The organism is Rhodococcus sp. DK176, assembly GCF_038447315.2.
GTDB lineage: Bacteria > Actinomycetota > Actinomycetes > Mycobacteriales > Mycobacteriaceae > Rhodococcus_F > Rhodococcus_F jostii_A.
The window spans coordinates 5,055,297-5,072,030 of record NZ_CP118321.2 but is presented as its reverse complement, the minus strand read 5'-3'; the positions used below and the strand labels follow the sequence as shown (position 1 = coordinate 5,072,030).

At 67.7% G+C, this 16,734-nt stretch carries 15 protein-coding genes; 3 read left to right on the top strand and 12 right to left on the bottom strand.

Annotation, left to right across the window (positions count from 1 at the left end):
• Positions 1 to 21: 21 nt before the first annotated feature.
• Complete coding sequence (locus PSR88_RS24010; RefSeq protein WP_029539607.1) at positions 22 to 1,221, bottom strand: sensor domain-containing diguanylate cyclase; 1,200 nt, start codon at positions 1,219 to 1,221, stop codon at positions 22 to 24.
• Between the two features lie 78 nt (positions 1,222 to 1,299).
• Positions 1,300 to 2,103 (bottom strand): alpha/beta fold hydrolase, encoded by an 804-nt coding sequence (locus PSR88_RS24005; protein ID WP_016883992.1) that lies wholly within the window; start codon positions 2,101 to 2,103, stop codon positions 1,300 to 1,302.
• A gap of 110 nt (positions 2,104 to 2,213) precedes the next feature.
• Between PSR88_RS24005 and PSR88_RS24000 the strand changes: the two genes are divergently transcribed.
• Positions 2,214 to 3,149, top strand: a complete 936-nt coding sequence (locus PSR88_RS24000) for a methionyl-tRNA formyltransferase (RefSeq protein ID WP_016883993.1) — start codon at positions 2,214 to 2,216, stop codon at positions 3,147 to 3,149.
• A gap of 91 nt (positions 3,150 to 3,240) precedes the next feature.
• Here the strand turns inward: PSR88_RS24000 and PSR88_RS23995 are convergent, their stop codons facing one another.
• Both PSR88_RS23995 and PSR88_RS23990 read right to left on the bottom strand, forming a co-directional pair.
• Entirely contained in the window at positions 3,241 to 4,989 is a 1,749-nt protein-coding gene (locus PSR88_RS23995) for an ABC transporter ATP-binding protein (RefSeq protein ID WP_016883994.1), read from the bottom strand.
• Positions 4,986 to 6,689 carry an ABC transporter ATP-binding protein gene (locus tag PSR88_RS23990; RefSeq protein WP_016883995.1) on the bottom strand — a complete coding sequence of 568 codons (1,704 nt, stop codon included), beginning with the start codon at positions 6,687 to 6,689 and terminating at the stop codon, positions 4,986 to 4,988. The genes PSR88_RS23995 and PSR88_RS23990 overlap by 4 nt, the downstream gene beginning before the upstream one ends.
• Before the next feature lie 167 nt (positions 6,690 to 6,856).
• Here PSR88_RS23990 and PSR88_RS23985 point away from each other — a divergent pair, with 167 nt between their 5' ends.
• Together PSR88_RS23985 and PSR88_RS23980 are read left to right on the top strand one after the other, a co-directional pair.
• The gene (locus tag PSR88_RS23985) at positions 6,857 to 7,030 is read left to right on the top strand and encodes a hypothetical protein (protein ID WP_005262874.1); all 174 of its coding nucleotides are present in this window, start codon (positions 6,857 to 6,859) and stop codon (positions 7,028 to 7,030) included.
• 33 nt (positions 7,031 to 7,063) lie between these two features.
• A complete protein-coding gene (locus PSR88_RS23980) occupies positions 7,064 to 8,611 on the top strand; it encodes a trehalose-6-phosphate synthase (protein ID WP_009477775.1) in 1,548 nt (515 codons plus the stop codon).
• Here the strand turns inward: PSR88_RS23980 and PSR88_RS23975 are convergent.
• The 8 genes from PSR88_RS23975 to PSR88_RS23940 form a co-directional block, all read right to left on the bottom strand.
• Entirely contained in the window at positions 8,581 to 9,591 is a 1,011-nt protein-coding gene (locus tag PSR88_RS23975) for an NAD-dependent epimerase/dehydratase family protein (RefSeq protein ID WP_009477774.1), read from the bottom strand. The genes PSR88_RS23980 and PSR88_RS23975 overlap by 31 nt on opposite strands.
• 88 nt (positions 9,592 to 9,679) lie before the next feature.
• Complete coding sequence (locus PSR88_RS23970) at positions 9,680 to 10,504, bottom strand: nuclear transport factor 2 family protein (RefSeq protein ID WP_011597046.1); 825 nt, start codon at positions 10,502 to 10,504, stop codon at positions 9,680 to 9,682.
• Between the two features lie 2 nt (positions 10,505 to 10,506).
• Positions 10,507 to 11,025, bottom strand: coding sequence for a hypothetical protein (locus PSR88_RS23965; protein ID WP_009477772.1), 519 nt, complete (start codon positions 11,023 to 11,025; stop codon positions 10,507 to 10,509).
• Positions 11,022 to 11,765, bottom strand: coding sequence for a hypothetical protein (locus PSR88_RS23960; protein WP_016883997.1), 744 nt, complete (start codon positions 11,763 to 11,765; stop codon positions 11,022 to 11,024). Before PSR88_RS23960 ends, PSR88_RS23965 begins: the two co-directional genes overlap by 4 nt.
• A complete protein-coding gene (locus tag PSR88_RS23955; protein ID WP_016883998.1) occupies positions 11,762 to 13,177 on the bottom strand; it encodes an MCE family protein in 1,416 nt (471 codons plus the stop codon). The genes PSR88_RS23960 and PSR88_RS23955 overlap by 4 nt, the downstream gene beginning before the upstream one ends.
• Positions 13,174 to 14,391, bottom strand: a complete 1,218-nt coding sequence (locus PSR88_RS23950) for an MCE family protein (RefSeq protein WP_011597043.1) — start codon at positions 14,389 to 14,391, stop codon at positions 13,174 to 13,176. The genes PSR88_RS23955 and PSR88_RS23950 overlap by 4 nt, the downstream gene beginning before the upstream one ends.
• On the bottom strand, positions 14,388 to 15,680 hold the full coding sequence (locus tag PSR88_RS23945; protein WP_009477768.1) for an MCE family protein: 1,293 nt from the start codon (positions 15,678 to 15,680) through the stop codon (positions 14,388 to 14,390). The genes PSR88_RS23950 and PSR88_RS23945 overlap by 4 nt, the downstream gene beginning before the upstream one ends.
• Entirely contained in the window at positions 15,677 to 16,732 is a 1,056-nt protein-coding gene (locus PSR88_RS23940; RefSeq protein ID WP_009477767.1) for an MCE family protein, read from the bottom strand. The genes PSR88_RS23945 and PSR88_RS23940 overlap by 4 nt, the downstream gene beginning before the upstream one ends.
• Between the last annotated feature and the right edge of the window lie 2 nt (positions 16,733 to 16,734).

Below are 16,734 nucleotides of genomic sequence, written 5' to 3'. Positions count from 1 at the left end.
CGGGGGCAGCCGCCCAGCAACCTAGTGGTGCCAGACCGCGGTGTTCCCGCCACGACGCTTGGCCGCGTAGAGGGCGGTGTCCGCGTGATGGAGCAGTTCGTCGACCGTGCGCGCCGTCGTGCTGCGCGCCATCCCCACGCTGATCGTCACGACGAGGAGTTCGTCGCCGACGTCGATCGGCGTGGTGATCGTCGCGAGCATCCGGGTCACCACGTCGTCGACGTCGTATTCGTCGACGTCAGGCAGGATCGCGACGAACTCGTCGCCGCCGAGCCTGCCGACCGCGGACGGCGCGCGCATCGCGTGGCGCAAATGCTCGGACACCCCCTGCAGGATGCGATCACCGACGCGATGCCCCCGGGTGTCGTTGACGTCCTTGAAACCGTCGACGTCGAGGAACAACGCGACAGCAGGCCCCGAGCCGGGCTCGAACAGACGCTGCAGATGCTCCGTGATGGCGGCGCGATTGAGCAGTCCGGTGAGACTGTCGTGCGTGGCAGCGTGCAGAAGAAGAGCGTGCGCCTCCTCCGCCTGCTGCTGAGCGGTGACCTCCGCGGTGACGTCCCGGAAATGCACGACCAGCGCGCCGGAATCGGCTGCGGCGGTCACCTCGATCGTCATCCCCGGCGAATACAGCGAGTCCACCCGGGTCTGCTGCTCGCGGCCGGTGGCGAGAACCTTGCGGCACAGTGCGTCGAAGTAGCTGCCCTGCGTTTCGGGAAGAACCTCGGTGACGACACGCCCGAGCAGTTCGTCCCGCGACCGCCGCACGTGCCGCAGGCAGCCGGAATTGACGTAGATGATCCGAAGATCCTCGTCGAGCGCCATGAACCCCAGGCCCACCCGATCGAGCAACGCCGCAAGTTGCGCGTCCCGGCCGGCCACGTGCCCGAGTTCGATGACCACTCCCGTCAGCTCGACAGGGGCGCCGGACGCATCGGTGGTGACGTCGATGCTGCGGGTGAGGATGTACCGGGTCGACCGATCCGCCAGCACGATCCGGAACACGCATTCCGCGCCGACGGACCCGGCGGTGTCACCGAACATGCGGCGCACCGCGCCGATGTCATCGGAATGGACCCGCTCCCGCCACAATTCGAGCGGTGGCCGGGAACCGTCATCCCCGAAGATGGCGGCGGCCTTCTCATCCCACCACAAGGCCCCGTTCACGACGTCGTACCGGACGATGCCCACCCCGAGGCGCGGAATACCCAACGCCATCAGAACCTCGCCGTCACCGTGATTGCCCCCAGCCGCTCGAAATTCCACCCTACTCACAACTCGGCGGGTGCCGGCGCGTCAGTTGGCGAGGAACTCGAGCAGCACCTTGTTCACCACTTCGGGCTGTTCGAGGTAGCCGTAGTGCCCCACGTCGGAGATCTCGTAGTACCGGGCCGACGGGATCGCCTCGGCCACCTCACGCGAGAGATACGGCGGGATCATCCTGTCGTCGGCGAACCCGATGGACAGGCACGGTGTCGTGATCGCCCGGTAGGCCTGCCTGCGGTCGAAGCTGCGGTCCATCTCCATCTGCGCGCGCACGCCGTCCGACGTCCGGCCGCCGCTGAACTCGAACAGGTCGAGCCAGTCGCGTGCCGTGTGCGGGTCGACGAGCGACGCGGGCGACAGATTCATCACGGCCGTCACCGCGGCCCGGTACTTCGCCGGGAGTTCGACACCACTGTCGTGCAGGGCGCGCTCACCCTCGGTGAGGGTCTGCTGGAAGTAGTCCATGCGGGCGTGACCGGCCAGGAACGCCGCCTTGTGCACGAGGTCGGGCCGGGTCAGGGCAAGTTCCTGCGCGACGCGGGCACCCATCGAGGTGCCGACGACACGGGCCGGGCCGCCGCCGAGGTGCTCGATCAGTCCCGCGGTGTCGGCGACGAGGTCGTCCATGGTGATCCCGTCGACGCTCTCACCGGACGGCGCGATGCCACGGTTGTCGAACGTGCAGACGCGGTAGCCGGCGTCGATGAGCGCAGGGGTCTGATGCAGATCCCACACCCGTCCCGGACTCCCGGTTCCCATGATGAGCACCACTAAATCGCCGGATCCCTTGACCTGGTAATTCAGGGGGATCCCGTTGATCGTGGCGATCGTCATGTTGCCTTCCTTCCATGGGCGGTCTCACCGTTTTAGATTGGATAGCCTAAGCTGGCTCGGCTGCCGCTCGCATGCGGCGCTGACCGACAAGCTCGTCCAGGAGGACCGCGTTGAGAGTCGCCACACTCGGATATCAAACCTGGGGTCACCGTACCCTGCAGGCCCTGCTCCAGTCCGACCATGAGGTCGTCCTCGCGATCACCCACCCCAAGAGCGACCACGTCTACGAACAGATGTGGGCGGACTCCGTCGCCGACCTGGCCACCGAGCACGGGGTGCCCGTGCACATCGCCACCAAGCCGGACGAAAACTTCAAGGCCGCGCTGAAGCAGGCCGACCCCGACATCGTCGTCGCCAACAACTGGCGCACCTGGCTGCCACGGGACGTCTTCGACTCTCCCCGCTACGGCACCCTCAATATTCACGACTCGCTCCTGCCCAAGTACACAGGATTCTCCCCGCTCATCTGGGCGCTCATCAACGGTGAAGAAGAAGTAGGCCTCACCGCGCACCTGATGGACGAGGAACTCGACGCCGGCGACATCGTTTTGCAGAGGTCGACGCCCGTCGGGCCCACGGACACGGTCACCGATCTGTTCCACCGCACCGTCGACATGATCGGCCCCATCACCCTCGACGCACTCGAGCTGATCGCGTCCGGTCGCACGGACTGGACGCCGCAGGACCGCTCGCAGGCCACGTTCTTCCACAAGCGTGCCCCCGAGGACAGCCTCATCGACTGGACGTGGCCCGCCGACGCCATCGAACGGCTCGTGCGCGCGCAGTCCGACCCGTACCCGAACGCCTTCACCCATTACAAGGGACAGCGTGTCCGGGTTCTGAAGGCCGCTGTATCCGAGGGAAATTACGGTGGAACGCCCGGGCGTGTCTTCATCCACGAAGGCGACGGAATGGTCATCGTCGCCGGACCCGACGCCCGCACAGGCAGGAACAAGGGCCTCAAGATCCAGCGCGTCCGGCTCGACGACGGCACCGAACTCGCCGGCACCGAATTCTTCCCCCACGGCGGCGGCTACCTCAGCTGACGGTCCCGCGCCGACACCATCTCCGGGTGAATGTGCCTTTCAACGCCTCAGAAGCGCCGAACGGCACATTCACCCGACGTGGTTGCGGGGGTCAGCGACCCTCCCACGCCGCCCAGAGTTCGGCGTAGCGCCCACCGGCGGCGACGAGATCGGCATGCGGACCCTGCTCGACGATCCGGCCGTGTTCGAGGACGACGACCCGATCGGCGGCGGCCGCCTGCGTCAACCGGTGGGCCACCACCAGCGTCGTGCGACCACGGGTCGCGGCCTCGGCCGACGCCTCGAGTTCCCGCGCACCCGCGCTGCCTGCTTCGGCCGTCGCCTCGTCCAGGATCGCGACCGACGGGTTGGCGAGGACGAGCCGCGCCAAGGCCAATTGCTGCGCCTGGGCGGCGGTCAGTTCTTGGCCGCCCTCCCCGACCACGGTCTGGACGCCGTCGTCCAGTGCGTTCACCCAGCCGTCGGCGCCGACGGCCTTCAGTGCCATCGCCGCGTCCTCCTCGGAGGCGTCGGGCGCGGCGAGCCGAAGGTCGTCGATCAGCGGTCCGGCGAACACGTGGACTTCCTGGCTGACGATGGCGACCCGGCGGCGGAGACCGCCCGGCTCCAGATCGGGCAGCGCGGTGCCGCCGATGCGCACCGACCCGGACGTCGGGACGATCGAGCCGGCCGCGATCGCCGCGACCGTCGTCTTGCCCGCTCCGGTCGAGCCGACGAGGGCGACACGTTCACCGGACTTCACGTGCAGGCTGATTCCGTGCACCACTTCGTGGCTGCCGTCGTAGGTATGCCGGACGTCGGCGAGTTCTAGCGTCGAATCGGCGGTCTCCCGAACGGTGGCGGTCCCGGTGCTCGACTCGTCATCGAGGTCGACGACGCCGACGAGCCGGGCCAGGCTCGCACCCGCCGACTGCACCTCGTCGAACGTGTACATGAGCATGCCGATCGGATTGAACAACCGGTGGAAGAGCAGTGCCGCGGTGGTGGTTTGGCCGACGGTGACGATGTCCGCGTTCACCAGGGCGAATCCGGCGGCGAGGATGGTGGCGAGCCCCACGAACTCGGCCCGGTTGCCGCGCCCAGCGAACCGGGTGAACAGTGCGAAGACACCGACGGACAGGTCGCGGGCCTGTCCCGACGCACCGTTGATCTGCGCCAGATGGCTGTCTTCCAGACCGTAGGCACGCACCGTCCGGGCGCCCTGCATGCTGCTGATCAGGGCCTGCGAACGCTCTCCCATCGCCACGCGTTCGGCGGCGTACACCGGTGCGGACCGCGGCAGGTACCAGCGCATCGCCAGCGCGTACATCGGCGGCGCCACCATGCCTGCGAGCCCGAGCCGCCAGTCGATGCCGAGCATCGTGACCATGCTGAGCACCACCAACAGGACAGCCGTGACGAGGTTGGGGACCACGTCGGTGACGGCCTTGCCGATCACCGCGACATCGTCGCCGACCCGCGACAGCAGGTCGCCCTTGCCGACGCGTTCGACCGTCTGGATCGGCAGCCGGAGCGCCCGGTCGACGGTGCGTTCGCGCAGATCCGCCAGGATTCCCTCCCCGAGGCTGCGGATCAGGAACGACGCGAACCCGGCGCACACGCCGCCGATCACAGCGGCGGACGCGATCACCGCGACCACCCACCCGATGGTGGACGGCGGCGCCCCGTCCTGCACCCGGTCGACGAGGACACCGAAGACGTAGACGGGAACCAGCGCCATACCGGCCGCGACGGCGGCGACCAGCAGGGTGAAGACGCTCCGGCCGCGGCGGCGTCCCAGTTCGGACCTCAGCCACGCCCACGTGTCGCGTGCGTTCGCGATGGGCAGCAGTTCACTCATCGCAGGACCGCCTGACGGTAGTTCGCGTTCTCGGTCGCCAACTGCGAGTGCGTGCCCGCGCCGACCACCGTTCCGTCGTCGAGGACGACGACGCGGTCGGTCACGGACAGCAGCGCGGGGCTGCTCGTGATGAGGATCGTCGTCTGCCGGTCCGCGGAGCCGCGATGCCGCAGGTCCGCGATGCCGCCCGCGATCGTGTGTTCGGTGACCGCGTCCACCGCGGTCGTCGGATCGTGCAGCACCATCACCGGCGACTGTGCCACCAGTGCACGTGCGAGGGCGACCCGCTGCCGCTGACCGCCGGACAGCGAGGACCCGCGGTCGGCGACGTCGTGGTCGAGGCCCTCGGGGTGTGCCTCGACGACGTCCACCGCCGCGGACGCGGAGAGCGCCGCCTGCACCTCGGACGCCGTGGCGCCGGGCCTGCCCGCGGTCACGTTCGACGCGACGGTTCCGGAGAACAGGTCGCCGTTGTGCGGCTCGACGAGCAGCGCCCGGCGGGCCTGCGCGAGATCCGCGTCCGACAACCGCACTCCGCCCACCGTCAGTTCGCCGTCGTACCGGTCGGGCGGAACCTGCCCCGACAGCAGCGCGGCCAGCGCCTCCGCGTCCTGCGGGCGGTACGCGACGACGCCGAGCAGTTCGCCGGGGGTGACCCGGAGATCCAGCGCGCTCAGGGACCGGTAGGACACGCCGGTCAGGCTGAGCTCGCTGCCGTCGAGTGTTCGGCCGGACCCGGCGGGCAGCAGGGGTTCCGCGTCCAGGACCAGCGCGAGACGGTCCGCCGACGCGCGGGCGAGAGCGAGCAACCCGGGCAGACCGGCCAGGACGCCGAGCGGCTCGATGAAGAACTGGGACAGTCCGACGACGGTGATCAGTTCGCCGATGGTGATGCGTCCCTCGAGGGCGAACCAGCCGGCGAGACCCGCGACACCGACGGCGAGGAGGGCGCTGACGGTCATCGACACCCCGGCGAACACGGCGGAACTCTTCGCCGTGTGCAGGGTGGCGCCGAGCGCCTCGCGGCTGGCCGTCCGGTATCGCCGCGACGCCGACACCTCGGCGCCGATCCCGCGCAGGGGCCGGAGCCCGCTCACGAGGTCGGTGGCCATGGCGGACGCCCGCGCGACGGCGGCCTGCTGATCGGTGGCCCGGCGGGTGATCAGCGGCGCCGCGAGCTGGAGGAGACCGAGGATGACGGGGGTGCCGATCAGAACGGCGAGTCCGAGGGGAACGTCGATCAGCAGCAGGGCCACGGCGGATCCGATTGCCGCGGTGAGGGCCGCCGCGGCCCGGGGTGTGATGTCCGCGATCCACGCCGCGCGGTCGGCGTCCGACGTCGACACGGACAGCAGTTCACCGGCACGCAGGTCGGTGCGCACTCCCCGCGGGTCGAGGATGCGGTGCGCGACCTCCATCCGCAGCTGGTGCGCCTCGTTCTGCATCGCCACGACGATGAACCGCGCACCGAAACGCCACGCCGCGGTGAGCACCAGGAACAGCAGCGCCAGGGCGCACAGCCACACCGCGAGAGCGAACACGTCTCCGGTCGCGACGGCCCGGTCGACGATCACGCCGATCGCGATCGGGACCAGTGTCTCGGCCACCTGATGCAGGCAGACGAGCACGGTGCCGATCCCCAGCCGAACACGATTCCGCACCAGCGTGCGAAGCAGAATTGCGGTGCCACCAGTCTTCACGCGCGTAACTCCCAATGCCGACGCTTCCCCACCCACCTACGAAGTAAGCAGACCCTAACTTGATGAACCCTAATCGATGGGCAACTAGCGTTGACATGCCCGGTTCTCATAGAGTCGCCGATACGAACTACTGCGCGTGATGCAGCAGCAAGCCCGAGAGGACAAAGATGGCCGCGAAGACGACCGCCGAAAACGACATCGCGGACGAGGATCTCGAACCCCTAGCCGACGAGACCGCCCGCCAGGCGCAGCGCGTTGTCGCTGCATACGCCGAAGATGCCGACGAGTGCAGGATGCTGCTCTCCATGCTCGGAATCGGACCCACCAGCAAGCTCGACTGAGAATTTCATCCACTTCGACTGCGAAGGAAGCCCGTGGCTGCCAGTTCGGAATCGTCAGCATCGTCATCACGCTCGACTTCTGATCCTGTGTCCGGGCAAGCCGACTTCGTCGTCGTAGCGAACCGACTCCCCGTCGACCTCGAACGCCTTCCGGACGGCACCACGCGCTGGAAGCGCAGCCCCGGTGGCCTCGTCACCGCGCTCGAGCCGATCCTGCGCCGCAACAAGGGTGCATGGGTCGGCTGGGCGGGGGTCGCGGACGCCGAACTCGACCCCGTCGTCGAGGACGATCTCGAGCTCTACCCGGTTCCGCTCAGCGCCGCGGAGATCGCCGACTACTACGAGGGCTTCTCCAACGCCACCCTCTGGCCGCTCTACCACGACGTCATCGTCAAGCCCGAATACAACCGCGACTGGTGGAACGCCTACGTCGAGGTCAACCGGCGCTTCGCGGAGGCCACGTCGAAGGCGGCCGCGCACGGGGCCACGGTGTGGATCCAGGATTACCAGCTGCAGCTCGTTCCGAAGATGCTGCGCATGCTCCGCCCCGACCTCACGATCGGGTTCTTCCTGCACATTCCGTTCCCGCCGGTGGAACTGTTCATGCAGATGCCGTGGCGCACCGAGATCATCGAGGGCCTGCTCGGCGCCGACCTGATCGGGTTCCACCTCCCGGGCGGTGCCCAGAACTTCCTCTACCTGGCCCGCAAACTCGCCGGTCAGCAGACGTCCCGCGGCAACGTGGGTGTCCGCTCCAAGCTGGGCGTCGTGCAGGTGGGGTTCCGCACGGTGCGCGTCGGCGCGTTTCCGATCTCCATCGATTCGGGGCAGCTGGACGAACAGTCCCGATCCAAGTCGATCCGGGACCGCGCCAAGAAGATCCGCAACGAACTGGGCAATCCCAAGCACATCATGCTCGGCGTCGACCGCCTCGATTACACGAAGGGCATCGACGTCCGCCTCGCCGCGCTGCACGAGTTGCTCGACGAGCAGCGCATCGATCCCGCCGACACGGTGATGGTGCAGCTGGCCACGCCGAGCCGCGAGCGGGTCGACAGCTACGTGCAGATGCGCGACGACATCGAACGCAAGGTGTCGCGGATCAACGGCGAGTACAGCGAGGTCGGCAGGCCGGTGGTGCACTACCTGCACCGGCCGATCCCCCGCGAGGAGCTGATCGCGTTCTTCGTCGCCGCCGACGTGATGCTGGTGACTCCGCTGCGCGACGGCATGAACCTCGTCGCCAAGGAGTACGTGGCGTGCCGCAGTGACCTCGGCGGCGCACTGCTGCTCAGCGAGTTCACGGGCGCGGCCGCCGAACTGCGTCAGGCGTTCCTGTGCAATCCGCACGATCTCGACAGCGTCAAGGACGCGATGGAGCAGGCACTGGGCCAGCCGAAGGAGGACGGCCGACGCCACATGCGGGCCCTGCGCAGGCAGGTCCTCGCACACGACGTCGACCGGTGGGCCAGGTCCTTCCTCGACGCCCTCGCTCACGGCGGCGCCGCCGGCCCCGCGCTGATCGCGCCCGCCGAGGCTTCCGAGTCCGACTACAACGAGGACGCGACCGGGGAGAACTGACCTCCCCGGCTCAGCTGACCGGACGTCACCAGGAAACCGACGAAGTCGCGGATCGTCTCGTCGGCGGGACGCGGAACGTAGCCGAGTTCGGACCGCGCCTTGCTGCCGTCGATGACGGGCGCCGCGAGCAGCGCCGACATCGCGGACCGCGACAGCACGTCGGAGCCGAACCGGGTCCCGATCGGTTCGGCGATCGGCAGCACGCGTTCGATGACGCTGAGTGGGAACGAGTACAGCGGCCCCCGACGACCCGCCGCACGCGCAGCCCTCCTCACGGCATCGTGCATGCCGAGCATGTGCCCCGAGATCAGGTAGTTCTCACCGGTCCGGCCCTTCTCCCCGGCGGCGATCAGTCCGGCGGCGACGTCCCGGACGTCGACGAAGTCGAACCCGCCCTGCACCGCCGCGGGAACCCGGCCGCGAGCGGCGTTGCGCAGCAATGCGTTCACTCGTGACAGTCCGTAGTCGACGGGCCCGTACACCCCGGTGGGATTGCAGATCACGGCATCGAGCCCGGCCTCGACCACTTCGCGGAGTTCGATCTCGCCCGCCCATTTGGACCTGTCGTACACCGGGATCGACGCGTCGACGGACCGGGGCGAGTTCTCGTCGAGCGTTCCGCCGCAACTGCTCTGATCGAAGGAGTGCACGGAACTGCAATGCACCATCCGCCGAACACCCACTGCGAGAGCGGCTTCGGCGACGGTACGCACACCCTTGGTGTTGACGGTCCAGGCCAGGTCGTCCTTCTGGGCGAGGGTGATCATCGCGACCAGGTGGTAGACCACCTCGGCGCCCTCGAGCGCCCGCTTCATGGATTCGACGTCGAGGACGTCGGCGTTCACCCACGTGACCCCGTATTCGGGTGCGTACCGGGAACGCACGCGGTCGATTGCGGTCACCTCGTGCCCCGCCTCGACCAGCAGATTCAGCAGATTGTTGCCCACGAATCCCGCGGCGCCGGTTACTGCAACCTTCATCGACGACTCCCCGTTCGGTTGTGGCCCCGCGACGCAACATCGTGCGTCGGCAGTCGGCCAGGAGACCCCGACAGTACTAGAACTTGTTTCACTTTGTGAAGGGGGTGACCGCCTCGACGAACATTCGCACTCGTGAGATCTCATGGGATCGGTGTGCGAACTCCAGCAGGGCCACACCCTCCCACGCGGCCGCGCGCACGGATGCGGTGACGGCACGCCCCGCCACGATCATCTTGCTCCACTGCAGGTCACGGAGACTGTCCGCGAAGTGAGCGGGAGAAAGCGGGACACCCGGTGACAGTTCGAGAACCGCACCGGGAGCGAGTCTCTCCGACATTGCGGTCGTGTCCTCACGGCGGACGGCGACCAGAAATCCGGTGGCGGCATTCCTGCCTGGGCGCCCGACGGTCCGCAGGCCTCGCATAAAACCTGTTACACCGAGCACGCCCTGATTCGCGAGAAGTTGCGGTGCCAGCTTCACCGACGCCGCCGCGCCCCGCCACCCCGCCGCGGCCAGCTGGGCGATCATCACGGACAGTTCCCAGTGCGCATACAACCCGTCGACGGCCACGACACCCGACTCCGCCACGAGGTCGTAGCGCAGGTGCATCGGCACCGTCAGCACCACTCCCGTCGACATCCGGGTCTCGAGGTCGAGGTCACGGACCACTGTCATTCCGCACACCACGTCCCGCTTCACATGGAACGTGATCGCGTTGGGGGCGATGAACGTGTCGTAGAACCGTTCGATCGCCGCCGTGCCGACGTGTGCCCGCGAGCCCACCGGGTCGTTGACCCGAGCGCCGTCCGAGAACAGCCCGACCCACGCGGCGCGGTCGTGCACCGCGACCGCGGACGGTGAACGCCCCACGGCAGCAAGTAGTTCCGCTACGGTCGGCGTGGGGTCCGGCACCGCTACACCGGGGTCAGCTGATCGACGAGCCAGCGGTCGTCGACCTTCTGCAGCGACACCCGTACGCGGCTGCCCGACGTCCGGGCGTCGGGAGCGTCGGCGCTCGTCGTCGTCTGGTTGAGGTACAGCAGAACCACCGCCTCGTCGGGTGTGGTCGACACGGGCGCGGCGGCCTGCACCGACACCTGCACGGTGAGTTGCTTCTCCTTGGCGCCCGGCGCGATGGTTTCCTGCACGAGGGTGGTGTAGTCGTCGCGGAACGAACCGGTGAGTCCGTCTGCGGCAGCGGCCAGCTGGTTGTCGACGTCGGCGAAATCGTAGGCCAGCATCGCGACGGCCTGCTTGCCCGCGGCGTCGACGGCCTCGGTGCGCGCCTGCTCCGCGAGTTGGTCCTGCCGGTGGTCGTACCAGAGGAATCCCACCACCACGGCAAGGGCGACCACCACCACCGCGGCCGCGATCTTCAGCGCTGTCTGCTTGGTGACGGCGAACTTTCGCTTGTCTTCGTTGTTGTCAGTCATGGGACGAACTCCACCTTCGATGCGGTCAACTTGCCGTCGACGTCGCTGACGGTCACTCGCATTCGGAAGTCGCGCGGTGAGGGTTCGGGCTGTTCCTTGCTGCTGACCATCGTCCGCGCGGCCACCAGAACGTTCGCCGAGATCGACGTCTCGCTCCCGTTCTCGACACCGGCCTCGACGACCTGGCCCTCGGTGGTCACATTCGCGTCCCGCACGACGCCGACGAACGGATCCTCACGGCCCTGGAACTCTTCGAGGAACTGACCCGATGCGCCGGCGATGATCCGGTCGACGTCTTCCTTCGCGGTCTCGGGATGGATGGTTGTCAGGTTGAGCACCGTCTGCCGGGCCGTGTCGACGAAGGCCTGACGGCGGTCGTCCCGTTCCCGTGCGGACTGTTGGTCGAGCAGCAGGACCACCGCCGCGACGACCAGTGCGACGACGACCACCGCGGTAACACCCCACGCGAGCAACGACTTCAGGGTACGACGCTGCTTCGGTGCGTCGGGGGCCGGAGCGTCCGGGGACGCGGCCTTCGCCGTCGACACCTCTTCCGCGTCGGGCGCGGCGTGCATGTCTGCCGGCTTGGCGAGGACCACCGGCTTCGGGGCCTCGGTCCCCCCTACCGGCGGGCCGGCGTGCCGGACCGCCCTGCGCCTGCCCCGGTCCTTCGCGGCGGAGGTCTGCTCGGTCGCCTGCTCCGCGGGGTCGGTTGCGCGCTCGTCTGTGCTGGAACTCAAATCTGCTGACCTGTCATCATCGTCTGCCACGTCGAGTCCTTTCCCTGCACCGCCAGATCCGGTTGGGTGTACGTCTTTCCATCCGAACCAATGAAGCTACCGGTGGCCGGGTCGTAGGGCACGGCCGCAACCGGTGCACCCGCGGCGCCTTCGTAGGAACTCGGAACGGCTGTGTACGAGGGTACATCCGGCGGCATGATCGGCCCGTACGGCGGGTTGTTGCCCGACGCCTCCCAGCCCTCGCGGCACGCCTCGACCGTCGGCGCGCGACGTCCCGGGAACTCCATGCACGGCAGGTTCCGCGCGCCGCGCACCACGGCCGGGTCGTCCGGAGCGGCCTTGCAGTACAGGTCGTTCGGTGTTGCGATCGGGTCGGTCTGATCTCCCGACCGGCGTTGCTCCGGAGGCAGGAATCCCGTCGTGCAGGCCGGCGGGTCGTGCAGTTGCAGGGCGAAGTCGACGATCGCGCCGTCCTCCACCGGCCCGCCGGTCGCGGCCGTCACGAGCGCCGCGGTCAGGGGTGGGTAGATGACCAGCACCTGTTCGATGCTCTTGTTGTAGATCACCCCGACCTGGCCGACGCTCACCAGATTCCGCAGTAGAATCGGCAGTGTCGGCTGCAGGTCCTGGAACAGCTGGGTGGCTTCCTGCGCCGTTCCCGGGCCCTTCTCCAGCACCGACCGCAGGCTCGGGTCGCTCGCCCGCAACTGGTCGGTGAACGTCACCAGGTCCTGGGTCCACGACCGGATGGCGTCGCTGCTGACCACCTGGGTGTCGAGCAGTGGGCCGACCTGGTCGATCAGGGCCTTCGTCGCGTCGCTGTTCGCGTCGGCCTCCTCGACGAACAACCGGGCCGAGTCGATGAGCCGCTGCAGGTCGGGGCCCGATCCGTTGAACGCCGTGAACGCCTCGTCGATCACCGTCTGCAGCCTGGTGTCCGAAATGCTGGCGAGCAGTTCGTCGGCCTGGTCGAGCATTTCGCCGACATCCTGCGGAATGGTGGCCCGGTCCAACGGGATCACGTCGCCGTCCGCGAGGTACGGGCCGTTCGCCTCGGCGGCGCCGTCCCGGGGAATCAGATCGACGTACTGTTCGCCGACCGCCGACACGCTCTTGACTGCCGCGTCGACATCGGCCGGAATCTTGTAGTCGCTGTCGAGTGACATCTTCGCTTCCACACCGTCGCCGGTGAGGGTCACGTTCTCGACGACACCGATGTTGGTGCCGCGGTAGGCGACATTGGCGTGCGAGTAGAGCCCACCGGTGGACGGCAGTCGGACGCTCACCTCGTAGCGCCCGACGCCGAACAGCACCGGCACCTTCACGTACTGGATCGACATCACCACGAGCCCGATGACGGTGAGAATCGAGAAGATGATCAGCTGAATGCGAACGAATCTCGTCATTCTCATGGTGTCGGCGCCCCTCCCAGTTGCGGCGGAAGGCCCGGGATCTGCGGCAGTCCGGGTATCTGCGGAAGCCCCGGAATCACCGGCGGTGCGGGAGCCGGCTGCAGGGGCGCCTGCAGGGGATCACCCGACTGCCCGGCCACCCCGGCGAGCGATCCCACGGCGCCCTCGACGCCGCCGAGCGATCCGCCGAGGCCGGTTCCGGTCAGGAAGTTGTTGTCGAGGCGTTCGTTGGTCATGTCGATCGTCATCATGAGGTTCGCGTAGTCACCCTGAATCGCCTTGTCCATCGTCTTCATCGGGAACGGGTACGTGAGCATCAGCGTGAGCACCTCGGTCAACGCGCTCCCTGAGTTGGCGAGCTCACGCAGCACCGGTGTGAGGTTTGCCAGATTCGCCTTCAGTTCCTCGCCGCTACTCTCCACGAGACGCGACGCGGTGTCGCTGAGCTTGCCCACCTCGACCAGTGCGGTGGTGAGGTTCTGCCGTTGGGTGACGAGCACTTCCAGCGCGGGCGGGATACCGTCCAGCGCCGCGTCCAGGGTGGCCTTCTGCTCGTTGACGGTGCCCGCAAGACGGTCCAGCCCCTCCATCGCCCCGATGATGTCGCCGCGCTGCCGGTCGAGGCTCGTGACGAGCTGGTCGAGCTGCGGAAGAAGGTCGCGGATCGAGTCCTCCCGGCCGTCCAGTGCGGCGTTGAGTTCCGTGGTGATGTCCCGGACCTGGGCGATGCCGCCACCGTTGAGCACCACCGACAGGGACGACAACGTCTGCTCGGTGGTCGGGTAGGCGCCCGCCCGCTCGATGGGGATCACGTCGCCGTTCTCGAGCCGGCCCTCGGGCTCGGCGTCGGTCGGCGGAGCCAGTTCGAGGTGCTGCGAGCCGAGGAGGCTGGTCTGGCCGATCTTGGCGGTCGCGTTGGCAGGCAGTTGGACGTCGCCGTTGATCGAGACGGTGACTAGTGCGTGCCAGTCCTGCACGTCGATGCCCGTCACCGAGCCCACCGTCACGTCGTTCACGCGGACGGGCGAGTTCTGCGACAGCGTCGTGACATTGGGCATCTGGATCTCGACCGTGTAGGCGTCGTCGCCCTGTCCCTCGGTGCCCGGGAGGGGAAGCGAGTTCAGCCCTTCCCACTCGCACCCGGTGAGGGTGAGGGACAACGTGATCGCCACGGCCGCGATACCGCCGCGACGCACCCGTGTGTGCTTCGTCATCGCCCACCTCCCGGCTGCAGCAGATCGTTCAGGTCCTTGGGCACGGCGACGGTCGGCATCCCGGCGAGGGCCCCGGTCATCGGCGGCGCAGACCGCGGAGGTACGGAGGCCTCGAGGCTCGGCGGGGTGTACTCGATCTGATCCGGGAACGCATTCACTCCCGTCGTCGGGTTGGTGAGGACGGGCAGATAGTTCATCGTCAGCGAGTTCAGGACCGGCGACAGGTACTGCGTGCACAGGTCCGCACTCCGATTCGCCTCGTTGGCCTGGAGGCTCTGGATGGCGCCGCACATGAAGTTCACGGGGTTCGCGAGGTTCGCAAACGCGACCGCACCGACCAGTGACCCCTGCGCCGGCTTGTAGATGTTGCTGAAGTTGGCCAGCGCCGTGGGCGCCACGTGGAGCACCTGCTCGATCTGCGGCCTCTTGTCGGCGAGCACCTGGGTGGCGTCCGCCAGACGGCCGACCTGCTCACTGAGGGCGGCGCGGTTCTCCGCCACGAACCGGTTGACGTCACCGAGCGCGAGGTCGAGATCGTTCAGCGCGGTTCCGAGTTCGTCGGAGTTGGTAGCGAGCATGTTCGACACCGACGCGAGCCGTCCCTCGAACTGCACGATCTGCTCGTTGCTCGACGACAGAGCCGCCACGAACGTCTGCAGGTTGCGGATGGTGGAGAACAGGTCGGTCCGGCCGTCGGACAGGGTCCGCATGGTCTCCGACAGTTCCCGCAGCGTGTTCCGCAACGACTCTCCGTTGCCGTCGAGATTGTCGGCGGCGGTGTCGATGAACGTGCCGAGCGACCCCTGCGGGTCGGCGCCCTGCGGCCCGAGTGCCTCCGACAGCTTGTTCAGCTCGGTCTTGATCTCGTCCCACTCCACCGGAACGGCCGAGCGCTCCACGGGGATGCTCGCGCCGTCGCCCATCGTCGGCCCACCCGCGTACACGGGTGTCAGCTGAACGAACCGTCCCGACACCAGGCTGGGTGCGACGATGACGGCCTTCGCGTCGGCCGGGATCTCGACGCTCTTCTGCACGTTCATCGTCACCCGTGCGAAATCGGCGCCGGGCTCGATCGAGTCGATCGTCCCCACCTTCACACCGAGGACGCGGACGTCGTCGCCCGAGTACAGCCCGGTGGTCGTCGGGAAGTACGCGGTGATCGTGTTCTGGAAGAGCTTGGGCACGAACATCACTGCGGCGCCGACGATCAGCACCACCACGACCGCGGCGACGCCGCCGCGGATCAGCCACTTCTTCCGCGTGTTGGTGATCTCCGGGTTCGTCGTCATCGCGGCGGTTCCCTCAGCTCGATGGACGGACCTGTCTGCAGGTAGGCCTGAAGGTCGTTGGGGAGGTGCTCCGGCCACGTCACCGCGTCGCTGAGCCCCTGGAGCAGGTTGCCGATGCCGATGTTGTAGACGTACGCCATGAAGAACGGCCCGCTACCGACCGACTCGCCGAGTTGAGTGGCGTACGGCGCGAGGCCGTCGAGCGCCTGCGAGATGTTGTCCTTGTTCCGCTGCAGGACATCGACCACCGAGTTCAGTTTGTCGAGCGTCGGTTTCATCTGCTCCTCGTTGTCCTGGACGAGTCCCGTGAGCTGCCGGGACACCGCGGAGATGTTCACGATCAGCTGGCTGATCGCCGTGCGGCGACGGTCGAGTTCGCCGAACAGCTGATTCCCGTCGACGATCAGCGAGTTGATCTGCCCGCTGCGCTCGGCGAGGATTCCCGTCACGTTCTCGGCACGCGAGAGCAGCTGTCGCAGCGTCTCGTCCCGCGAATTGATGCTCTCCGACAACCGGGTCAGGCCGTCCAGTGCTGTACGCAGCTCGGGCGGTGTGTTCTCGAGAGCGCCGGACATTGCGTTCAACGCGTTGTTGACCTCATCGGTGTCGAGCTCGGACACGGTGTTCGACAGATCCCCGAGCGCGTCGTTGAGGGAGTACGGAGAGTTGGTGCGTTCCAACGGAATCGTCGACCCCACCGGCATCGTCTCGTATCCGAGCGGGGTGACGGCCAGCGACTTGCGCCCGAGAACGGTGTTGGTCTTGATGTTCGCCTCGGTGGCGTCGCCCAGGACGATGCCGTCCTCGATCGTGAACGTGACGAGCACGTGCTGCTCGTCGAGTTCGACCTCGGCGACCTTCCCGACGTCGACGCCGGCGAGCGTCACCGCGTCGCCGGTCATCAGCCCACCCGCGTCCTCGAAGTAGGCGGAGTACTGCGTTCCGCCCGAAAGGAATTGCAGCTGATCGTATTGCAGGGTCGCGATCACGATCATGCTCGCGATGGCGACACCGATGATTCCCACCTGCACGGGATTACGTTCGCGTTTCATGG

Coding starts and splice junctions, on each gene's coding strand:
- PSR88_RS24010 (WP_029539607.1), bottom strand. CDS start 1,221: ATGGCGTTGGGTATTCCGCGCCTCGGGGTGGGCATCGTCCGGTACGAC.
- PSR88_RS24005 (WP_016883992.1), bottom strand. CDS start 2,103: ATGACGATCGCCACGATCAACGGGATCCCCCTGAATTACCAGGTCAAG.
- PSR88_RS23995 (WP_016883994.1), bottom strand. CDS start 4,989: ATGAGTGAACTGCTGCCCATCGCGAACGCACGCGACACGTGGGCGTGG.
- PSR88_RS23985 (WP_005262874.1), top strand. CDS start 6,857: ATGGCCGCGAAGACGACCGCCGAAAACGACATCGCGGACGAGGATCTC.
- PSR88_RS23975 (WP_009477774.1), bottom strand. CDS start 9,591: ATGAAGGTTGCAGTAACCGGCGCCGCGGGATTCGTGGGCAACAATCTG.
- PSR88_RS23965 (WP_009477772.1), bottom strand. CDS start 11,025: ATGACTGACAACAACGAAGACAAGCGAAAGTTCGCCGTCACCAAGCAG.
- PSR88_RS23955 (WP_016883998.1), bottom strand. CDS start 13,177: ATGAGAATGACGAGATTCGTTCGCATTCAGCTGATCATCTTCTCGATT.
- PSR88_RS23950 (WP_011597043.1), bottom strand. CDS start 14,391: ATGACGAAGCACACACGGGTGCGTCGCGGCGGTATCGCGGCCGTGGCG.
- PSR88_RS23945 (WP_009477768.1), bottom strand. CDS start 15,680: ATGACGACGAACCCGGAGATCACCAACACGCGGAAGAAGTGGCTGATC.
- PSR88_RS23940 (WP_009477767.1), bottom strand. CDS start 16,732: ATGAAACGCGAACGTAATCCCGTGCAGGTGGGAATCATCGGTGTCGCC.